This is a genomic window from Candidatus Hydrogenedens sp., from assembly GCA_035361075.1.
Taxonomy (GTDB): domain Bacteria; phylum Hydrogenedentota; class Hydrogenedentia; order Hydrogenedentales; family Hydrogenedentaceae; genus Hydrogenedens.
Window position 1 is genome coordinate 36791 of sequence record DAOSBX010000028.1, and the last position, 9351, is coordinate 46141.

The following is a 9351-nucleotide window of genomic DNA, read 5'->3' on the forward strand; positions in this document are numbered from 1 at the left end:
GAATAGTAATAATTATTAAAATACATGAAATCTTTAAATAAATTCAATTTTGTATTAGTATGCTAAATAAATTATAACAGGAGAAAAGAGAATACAAATAATGAAAAAAGAGAAGAGGGAGATAAATATTTTAGAGAAGTAATTTGACAATCATTTAATTAGAAATGAAAAACATAAATAAAGGTCACTGAGTATGTTAAAGAGTATAGAATAGACAACTTTTTTAGATTATAAGATGTCCGATACTTTTTTTACTTTTGTATTTGTGTTTTGAAATATTCCGCTATCTCTGAATAACCCAATTTTTCAGTAAGCTCTATTGGTGTTCTTGACATAGAATCTTTGACTTCCGCGCTGACTCCTGCTTTCAATAGTCTGTCCACGAGATTTATCTGTCTTTCCTGCACCGCAATATGAAGTGGAGTTAAACCTTCAACTCCAAATTCTTTTCCATCAAGGGGTACTCCTGCTTCAATAAGTGTATTTAACATGTCTAATGAATGCTTATGAATGGCTCTATGGATTGGAGCCTTTCCGAAATAGTAAACCTCCGCAAATTCAGGGTAATAACTTACCAGTTGTTTCAACCCTTCTACATCTCCCTTCTCTATTCGTAAAAGGTATTCTTCGCAGATAACTGTTGAAAGGAGTCGAACAGTTCGTTGCAAGCCTTCATATAAACGGATTTGAGACATAGTTGCCCCAGCTACTGGTGTCGTTTTTTTGAGCTGTTTATTCACAAGGTCTAAAGGTGTCATCCCCATATTATTCTTCACACAAATTTCTGCTCTCTTTGCAAGTAACAGATACGCAAATCGTTCTTGTCCGTTCATGCCAGCATAGTGAAGGGGTGTATTCCCTGTATTATCAGGCAAATTCATATCGACTCCTTTTAATATAAGTATTTGTGCAGGTCCCCAATGTCCTCGTGCAGCACAGATATGAATAGCCGATTGTCCTGTCTTTGAAATCTTTGTATAATCCACCCCCGCGTCCAGTAATGTTTTGGCAATTAAAACATGACCCCTTTGGCACGCCAGATGAAGTGGAGTAAAGCCATCTTTATTATACTCATCTAAAGGTAATTTCTTACTTATCAGCCAAAGCGTTGTATCTTGAGCACCACATTGGCACGCATAATGTAATGCAGAATTGTTTTTCCCATCGAGTACAAACACATCCAATCCGAGCCCTTCCAGCCAGCGAATCATTTCCGAATTTTCGGAACAAGCACCGACATGGATTAATGTCCTCTTTTCCCTGTCAGAAACATTCACATCTGCACCGTGTTCTACAAGGTATTTCGCTATAGTCAAACTATCAACTTCTACTGCTACAAATAAAGCGGTCTTACCTACGGAATTTGACACATTAATATTTGTCCCATTATTGACAAGGAATTCCACAGATTCCATCTTTTTTGCCTCAACTGCCAGATGAAGTGCAGTATTTCCATATCGGTCTGTGTCGTCTTTTTGTACCCCCTTTGAAAGTAAAAATTCCATCAAAGGAACCAACCCCCGCACAGCAGAAATATGTAATGCTGTTCGTCCATCTTTATCTCGCACCTGAATATTTGCCCCTTTATCGACAAGCCATTTTGCCATCTCCTCATTCCCAGCGTTTATTGCCACTAACAATGGTGTATATCTATTTTTATCTACAATTTCTAAATCTGCACCTTGTTGGATTAAATATTCAGCAATTTCTTTATTCCCTTGTTCTATGGAGATTAGAAGTGGAGTTTTGCCATCTCTATTCCGAACGTTGATGCTTGCACCTCGCTCTACAAGTAATTTCACCACATCCATCTTCTTTTCATAGACTGCCAAATGAAGAGGTGTTTCTGAATTACGGACGACATTAATCGAATTAACATCTGCTCCCAAATCCAACAAATATGAAACCATTTCTGCGGGTGATTCCATAATTGCATATTCAAGAGGGAACATATCCTTCTTTACACTACCCAACCCATTAATATTTATCCCTAAATCAAGAAGTAAACGAACCATTTCTTTATTATTGTTCGAAATAGCAAGAGATAAAGGTTTATCCCCCTCTATTGTGGATACTTCTAAACTTGCACCACGTTTAAGAAGATGCAATAACATGTCTTTCTGATTTTTGCTTACCGCAATGATAACAGCTGGGGTAGAAAATCGGGTAGGAGGTATCGTCAACCATTCTGGATGCTCTTTTAAATAAACTTCAACCATTTCTATATCCCCGAATCCAACAGCGTATTCAAAGGGATAATGTTCATCATACGCACGAAATATCTGAACAACCCCAAAGTTTTTATTTTCACCCGCTATAACTGCAGGGCTACTATATTTGTTTTCATCTATCTCAAGGTTGGGTTTGGCACCTTTCATTATCAAGGTTCGTGCAACCTCTGGTGTTCCCGACTTGGCACATACATGGATAGGAGCATACTTTTCATGATTCCGCATATTCGGATTAAGCCCTAATCCTATTAAATGTTCTATCATATACACGCTATCCGCTTTCGATGCTAAATGCAATGATGTGTTACCAATTTCATCAGTACAAAACACATCACTGCCCCATGAAATAAATGTATCTAAAATATAGGGGTACCCATGCTCTGCTGTTGCTAAATACAATTGGTTTTTCTGTTCTGATGTAAGTTTGTCTTTAATTTCTGAGCAGTAAAGTAATGCGTATATGTCTCCTGACTGCACTATTTCTTCTATAGAGGCATATCCCCATTTACTTAAACATTCCTTAATAGTTACCTCAACATCTTTATTCACTTCAGCACGCACAATTTCTGAAAATAGAATAAAATCACCTAATAATCCAAGGGTCGTAATACTTAGGATAGTAGCCAAATTAAAGAGGTATATTTTCGTTATTTTTATCCATTTCATATTTTGACACCTTATTCCTTTACGAATTGTTTTTCAATATATAAGTCACCACCGACTTTGCAGGAATCTCAGAATTAAAAAACATATTACTACATCTGACAGAAACGTTCTGTTCCTTACTTTCAGCGTTTGCTACGACTAAAACAATAGTCCCATCAGGATTTAAAAATGCAACATTATTAAAATAACGCCCTCCCTGCGTAGAAAAGATACGCACGGCATCCCGTTTAACAAATTTCATAAATTGCCCGTACATATAATAATCGAACCGATACTCAATAGTGTTATCTTCTTTTAAGACTATCATCGTTGGGCTGGCATGATGAGGTCCGCGGTTAGGTTTCCTCTGCCAGTCTAAGCAAATAACCCACAGGTTATAAGACCGTGCCCAATTTCGGAAAATTTCAATTATTTTTACAGCACCTCTGGATAGAAACGTAGAACCTTCTGTAAAATAGATATGTTTATCGGGGAATGCATCATGTAGAGTGCTTTGTGCCTCAACCCTACCTTCATAAAGGTGAAAAGCAGTCCCATCCACATACTTTGACGCAACAGTATCATTAAAAATAGTCATAGGAAAATCCAAATTATTCCAATTATGGTCCCAGCACCATATTTTCGTTGTTATCCCTGACTTCTCGAAGCAAGGTCCTAAAAAATCACGAATAAAATCTCTTTGTTCCTCTGCAGTCCAAACACATGTGGGGTAATCCTTATCATTCATTTGAGGCTCATTCTGAACGGTTATCGCATAAATCGGGATACCTTCTCCTTCATAAGCCTCTACATATTTTTGCAAATACTTCGCATAAACAGGATAATGTTCCCTTAACAACACCCCGCCATTCATCGTCTTGGTATCCTTCATCCAACCAGGCGGACTCCATGGAGAAGAAAAGAATAGGACTTGTGGGTTTTTCTGTTGGACTAATTTTACGATAGGAATAACGTAATTACGGTCTTTTTCTATTGAAAACCGTGTTAAGTCAATATCTACCTCTCCGTCAGGACAGTCGTTGTATGAATAATATGGCTCACCGACAAAATCTGAGGTACCTATACATAACCGCATTAGATTCATACCTATCCCTTTATCAGGGTCTACAAGTTTTTCTATAACTTCTTCCCTTGTTTCTGGGGATAATTTCATTAGATTTGAACATGTAGCATGCTCTAATGAACCGCCCATACCTAATATTGACTGGTATTTCTCCTCCGAATTTATCTCAATAAGGATATTTTTCGACTTCTTATATTTTTCTAATCGAACTACCTGCTCCGTCAAAGCATATTTACCATCTTCAGAACTTATCCACATTCGCACTACACCTTGTTCCTCAGCACATAAATGTACGGTATTAAAAAGCGAGGTAACGCTTAAGCATAAAACAGGTACGAAACATCTAAAATGAAACATAACTCATTACCTTTCTTGTAAAATAAATAATAATTTTTTCTTTATAGTATAGCCTCTTTCATCTATTATAATTATGATAGGAAATAAAAATTAATAAATAGTATGGATAACCATTTACAAATTATATATGATTATCATGAAAAAACGAAACACAGACCCCATCGTTATGCACGGTCTTTGGGCTATTTGGATTGGGATAACGAACCTACACCATTCCGAACGTTTGAGGGCTCTGAACACGTAAGACTCTCACTACCTACTAAAGACTCTTCACCCTCTTTTTACAAAGCATTCTACCAATCTGAAACCATCCCCTCTATTCCTATGACAATAGACTCTATCTCGCATTTACTTCTTTATTCGTTAGGGATATCCGCATGGAAGGAATATAGAGGCTCAAGATGGGCAGTCCGTTGCAACCCATCCAGTGGCAACTTACACCCAACAGAGACATACTTAATTATTCCTCAAGGAAACCTCGACCATAAAAATACCACTCTCTACCACTACGAACCTTTCGAACACATCCTTGAAAAAAGAGCCTATACTTCACAAACAACTACTGACGATGTTGCCCCAAACTGCTCATATTTCTATATTGCCCTGACATCTCTCGTATGGCGTGAGGTATGGAAATATGGAGAACGGGCGTTAAGATATTGCTTATTAGACATTGGTCATGCAATCGGTGCAATAATCTTTTCCGCAATGGCTTTGGGGTGGAGAGTCGCAGGTATTCAAGGGATGGACTTATACCAATTATCAAACGTACTTGGGCTAAACCGCACTGAATATAAATATGTCGAAAAAGAATTTCCACAGATAATTTTAGTTATTTACCCAAAGGAAAAGGCTTTACTCGCCCCACAACTACAATATCAATTGCAAAATCTTGTGTTTGACAAATGGCACGGAATACCCTCAAAAGTAAGCCCTCAAACAATTCAATGGGAAATAATAGATAAGACAATGTCCACCCTGTTCGACTGCTCAACGAATTATCCCTGGAGTGAAAACAATACTAATAATTCCAATAATACATATCAACCCAATAACTCTACATCGTGTCCTGACGTGCCCGATTCACCTACCTGCTGGGCTCTATTCCGAAAAAGAAGAAGTGCTCACTCTTTCAATAGTAATGCGACCTTTCCTAATCAAGGTTTTCTACAACTACTAAAGGACTTACATTTCGCTAATCAACACTTTTTAAAACCAATTATAAATAATGTGCCCCGAATTTCTTTACTATTTTTTATTCACAACGTAGAAAATCTTGAATCTGGCATTTACACTTATGTGTCCCAACCTTCCCATATTAATATTGTCGAACATTGCCTTATTTCAGAAGGGGACAACATCACACCCATACTTGACAATTTTCCTTTGTACCTGTGTATAACAGGTAATTGCCGACACATCTCCGAACACCTCTGTTGTGGGCAAGAGATAGCCCGCGATGGCGTTTTATGTATAAGCATGTTCACAGATGTAATCAAAGAATTAGAACAAACAAATGGTTTTTCTTACACCACATTACATTGGGAGGCTGGTTTTATAGGTCAATTACTCTATCTCGAGGCGGAATTAAATCAAATGAGTGGCACTGGAATTGGATGTTTTTTTGATGATGAAATTTACAAAATAAAACGGCCTGACGCTATGCAGAAAAACTTAAATCCTCTTTATTATTTCACCATAGGCAAAGCTATACCTGACCCTCGCATAAAAACCAGCCCACCATATCAAAATACAAATATTTAATGAATTGGGACTATCAAAATAGTACCATGACTTTGATGTTTACAAACCTTCACCATTTGAAAAGAACTGGTCCATCACAAGGGCAGGTGCTTCTTCAGCAGTAGGACCGATAGGTTTCGCTGGGACACCTGCTACGGTCGTATGAGGTGGAATGTCCCGTAGAACAACAGCACCTGCTGCAATCTTCGCCCCCTCACCTACATGGACATTCCCTAAAATTTTTGCCCCTGCTGCGATTAATACCCCATCACCAATTTTGGGATGTCTATCTCCACGAACTTTCCCCGTTCCCCCTAAGGTTACTTCATGTAATAAAGACACATTATTTCCAATCACCGCTGTTTCTCCAATGACGACACCTGTTCCATGGTCAATTAATATCCCTTTTCCAATTCTTGCTGCGGGGTGTATATCAATCCCAAACACCTCGGACATCCTACTTTGTAGAAACAGTGCAAGATGAAACCTCTCCCGATTCCAGTAATAATGGGCTACCCGATATGATTGCAGTGCCTGAAAGCCTTTAAAGTAAAGTAAAGGCTGGCAGAACAACCTGCATGCTGGGTCACGGTCGTGAACAGCAATCAAATCCGCACGGATTGCCTCTCCTATCTCTGCTTCATTTGCAAAAGCTTCATCAAACAATTCACGCAAACTCACTGCTGGCAACGTGATACTTTCCAATTTCCCCGCTAAATGGAAACTTAGCACATCTTCCAGTGTTTTATGCGACAAAATAGTAGATGATAAAAAACTCGCAAGTAATGGTTCTTTCTGAATACCTTCCTGTGCCTCTTCTCGTATTCGTGCCCAAATGGGGTCTGCTTTCTTTTTCATAAGAATAAACCTTATCCTTACAATTAAAAATTGAATTGATACGACACATTAAAATTGCTTTTATTATCGCATGCTAACTAAGTCAAACTCTATAAACTATGGATGAATAATTATACGCATCTCTGTTTTTTCACGTGCTTTCTTAAAGGCTTCCACTGCTTCTGATAGCGGATATGTAGAGGATATATATTTCTTCACCTCTATAATCCCTTTGGATATCAGTTCGAGTGCCTGCCGATGATGCCTCGGGACGGAGCCATGTGCTCCTGTAAGTAAGATTTCTTTGTAGTGAATTATATTCGTGTCAATAGAAGTAGGCGGTGTTCCTGGAGGCAAACCTCCAAAAAAGTTTACACGACCCCGATTCCTAACAATTTTTAAGGCGTCTATCTGGGCTTCAGGAGACGAACAAGCAGTTAAAACCACATCTGCACCGAATCCGTCCGTTTCTTCAAAAATTCGAGAGACCAAATCTTCCTCAGACGTATAAATAACTACATCAGCCACCTGCTTAACAATCTCTTCTCGTTTCCTTGTGCGATTTACACCTATTACGTTTCCTGCCCCCATTTTTCGTGCCACCTCCATTAACATACAACCTATAGGACCCGCTCCAATCACAACTACGGTTTCTCCAATGTTAACCTGACACAGTTCCAATGCATTCAAACAACACGCTAATGGTTCTGCCAATGCAGACTCATCAAATGAGACATTGTTCGGGATATGATGAACAGGACCATGCTCTACAACTAATGGATTTAATAACACATATTCTGCGAAACTTCCTGGGAACTGATAGCCCACAGCATAGTTCGTTAGACAAACATTTCCAATCCCTGCCTCACAATACGAACACTTTCCACATGGCACATCTGCTCCTAAAGCAACTCGGTCACCTGGCTTGAATTTTGATACCCCTTCACCAACTTTTTCAACGACTCCTGATGACTCATGCCCCAAAATTGTCGGTGGTAGAACACGGGGGTTCCCATGATTTACTATTCTTAAATCTGACCCACAAATTGCACATGCCTTGACTCGGACTAAAACAGAGCCAGGGACAACCTGCGGTTTCTGGACCCATGTTACTGATAATTTTCCTACCTCTTCTAAAACTAAGGCTAACATTTTAGTCTTCCTCATTAATCATCATAACTTTTACTGGAAAAATTTCTTTATTATACATGCAAATTAATGTATCTTTTAATTCCTCAATAGGTACCCTATGCGTAACCAATTTTAAAAATGGATTTCCTTCTCTCTTAAATTCCTGTAACACCACATTCCATTCATTTTTAGGATATTCATTTCTTAAAGAATTCCACACACCAACAATGGATAACTCTCTTCTTAAAATAAGGCTATAGCATTTCGAATTTATTTTCATTTCATTCAACGCAGGATTTCCAACGAGGACAATCTGCCCATTGATACGACAGCTTTCAATTGCAGACTCGATTCCTGATGGATGCCCAGTAGTTTCAAAGGCGATATCAATGCCATAACTTGTTTTCTGTTTTATCCATTGATGAACGGATGCCTGAGTCGCATCCAAAAGATGCTGAAACCCCAGTGAACGTGCAAACCGTAATTTATCTACCACAATATCCGTCATAAAAACGTGTGCTCCTGCATTTCGACACCATATAGCAATAAGCAAGCCTATGGTTCCAGACCCTGTTATAAGGACTGAATCACCTGGGCTTACTTTCATCTTATGGACCGCATGAAAAGCAACAGCGCATGGCTCTGTCAATGCGGAGAGCTCCAGAGGAATTCCTTCTGGCACAGGAATAATATTATCTGCGGGAACTGTGACATACTCAGCAAACCCACCATCTCGGCGAGAACCTATATAATCATAATTTGAGCATTGAGTTGGATAACCAGAGTAACAGGCAGAACATTGACGACAAGGAATAAGAGGGTACACCACAACATGTTTCCCAATCCAATCCCTGCTTGTTTCTAAACCTACATTTTCCACAACACCTGATAATTCATGTCCTGGCACTAACGGGTATTTATATGTCCCATGTTCAAAAATACGTGGAATATCAGACCCGCACACACCACATGCAGATATCCGTAACAGAACCTCTGTCGCTTGAGGAAATGGCGTTGGGACATCCTCCAAACGCAAATCTCCCACCTTATGTAAACGTAATGCTTTCATAATAACCTTATTTCCACTATCACCTCTATATCAATATATCACAACGATTGCCATCTAAATATACGAACTAATTCATAGGTAATAGTTTATTATTTAACAACTATAAAGTTCCAATTAATCCCCTTTCACCTCCCTTAACTAACAAAATGACACTGTTAAAAGAGTTCTTTTTATACTTGAGACCTTTGAACAAGAGGCAGTAGAGGTATTCGTATATATTATCCATGTTTTTATGAAACAAAACATTAATTAAA

At 38.6% G+C, this 9351-nt stretch carries 6 protein-coding genes; 1 reads left to right on the forward strand and 5 read right to left on the reverse strand.

Annotated elements, in window-relative coordinates; translation table 11 throughout:
* Positions 1 to 251: 251 nt before the first annotated feature.
* Positions 252 to 2897, reverse strand: coding sequence for an ankyrin repeat domain-containing protein (locus PLJ10_09460; GenBank protein ID HOK09876.1), 2646 nt, complete (start codon positions 2895 to 2897; stop codon positions 252 to 254).
* Between the two features lie 19 nt (positions 2898 to 2916).
* Positions 2917 to 4317, reverse strand: a complete 1401-nt coding sequence (locus PLJ10_09465) for a glycoside hydrolase family 30 beta sandwich domain-containing protein (protein ID HOK09877.1) — start codon at positions 4315 to 4317, stop codon at positions 2917 to 2919.
* A gap of 102 nt (positions 4318 to 4419) precedes the next feature.
* On the opposite strand from PLJ10_09465, the gene PLJ10_09470 reads away from it, so the two are divergent.
* Positions 4420 to 6081 carry a SagB family peptide dehydrogenase gene (locus tag PLJ10_09470; GenBank protein HOK09878.1) on the forward strand — a complete coding sequence of 554 codons (1662 nt, stop codon included), beginning with the start codon at positions 4420 to 4422 and terminating at the stop codon, positions 6079 to 6081.
* A gap of 39 nt (positions 6082 to 6120) precedes the next feature.
* On the opposite strand, the gene cysE is transcribed toward PLJ10_09470, so the two are convergent.
* The 3 genes from cysE to PLJ10_09485 form a co-directional block, all read right to left on the reverse strand.
* Positions 6121 to 6918 (reverse strand): serine O-acetyltransferase, encoded by a 798-nt coding sequence (cysE, locus tag PLJ10_09475; protein ID HOK09879.1) that lies wholly within the window; start codon positions 6916 to 6918, stop codon positions 6121 to 6123.
* 96 nt (positions 6919 to 7014) lie between these two features.
* Positions 7015 to 8049 carry an alcohol dehydrogenase catalytic domain-containing protein gene (locus tag PLJ10_09480; protein ID HOK09880.1) on the reverse strand — a complete coding sequence of 345 codons (1035 nt, stop codon included), beginning with the start codon at positions 8047 to 8049 and terminating at the stop codon, positions 7015 to 7017.
* 1 nt (position 8050) lies between these two features.
* On the reverse strand, positions 8051 to 9097 hold the full coding sequence (locus tag PLJ10_09485; protein HOK09881.1) for a galactitol-1-phosphate 5-dehydrogenase: 1047 nt from the start codon (positions 9095 to 9097) through the stop codon (positions 8051 to 8053).
* Between the last annotated feature and the right edge of the window lie 254 nt (positions 9098 to 9351).

What these genes read in the sequence shown, in the direction of transcription:
- PLJ10_09460 (HOK09876.1), bottom strand. Translation starts at nt 2,897, where the DNA reads ATGAAATGGATAAAAATAACGAAAATATACCTCTTTAATTTGGCTACT.
- PLJ10_09480 (HOK09880.1), bottom strand. Translation starts at nt 8,049, where the DNA reads ATGTTAGCCTTAGTTTTAGAAGAGGTAGGAAAATTATCAGTAACATGG.
- PLJ10_09485 (HOK09881.1), bottom strand. Translation starts at nt 9,097, where the DNA reads ATGAAAGCATTACGTTTACATAAGGTGGGAGATTTGCGTTTGGAGGAT.
- PLJ10_09470 (HOK09878.1), top strand. Translation starts at nt 4,420, where the DNA reads ATGGATAACCATTTACAAATTATATATGATTATCATGAAAAAACGAAA.
- PLJ10_09465 (HOK09877.1), bottom strand. Translation starts at nt 4,317, where the DNA reads ATGTTTCATTTTAGATGTTTCGTACCTGTTTTATGCTTAAGCGTTACC.
- cysE (HOK09879.1), bottom strand. Translation starts at nt 6,918, where the DNA reads ATGAAAAAGAAAGCAGACCCCATTTGGGCACGAATACGAGAAGAGGCA.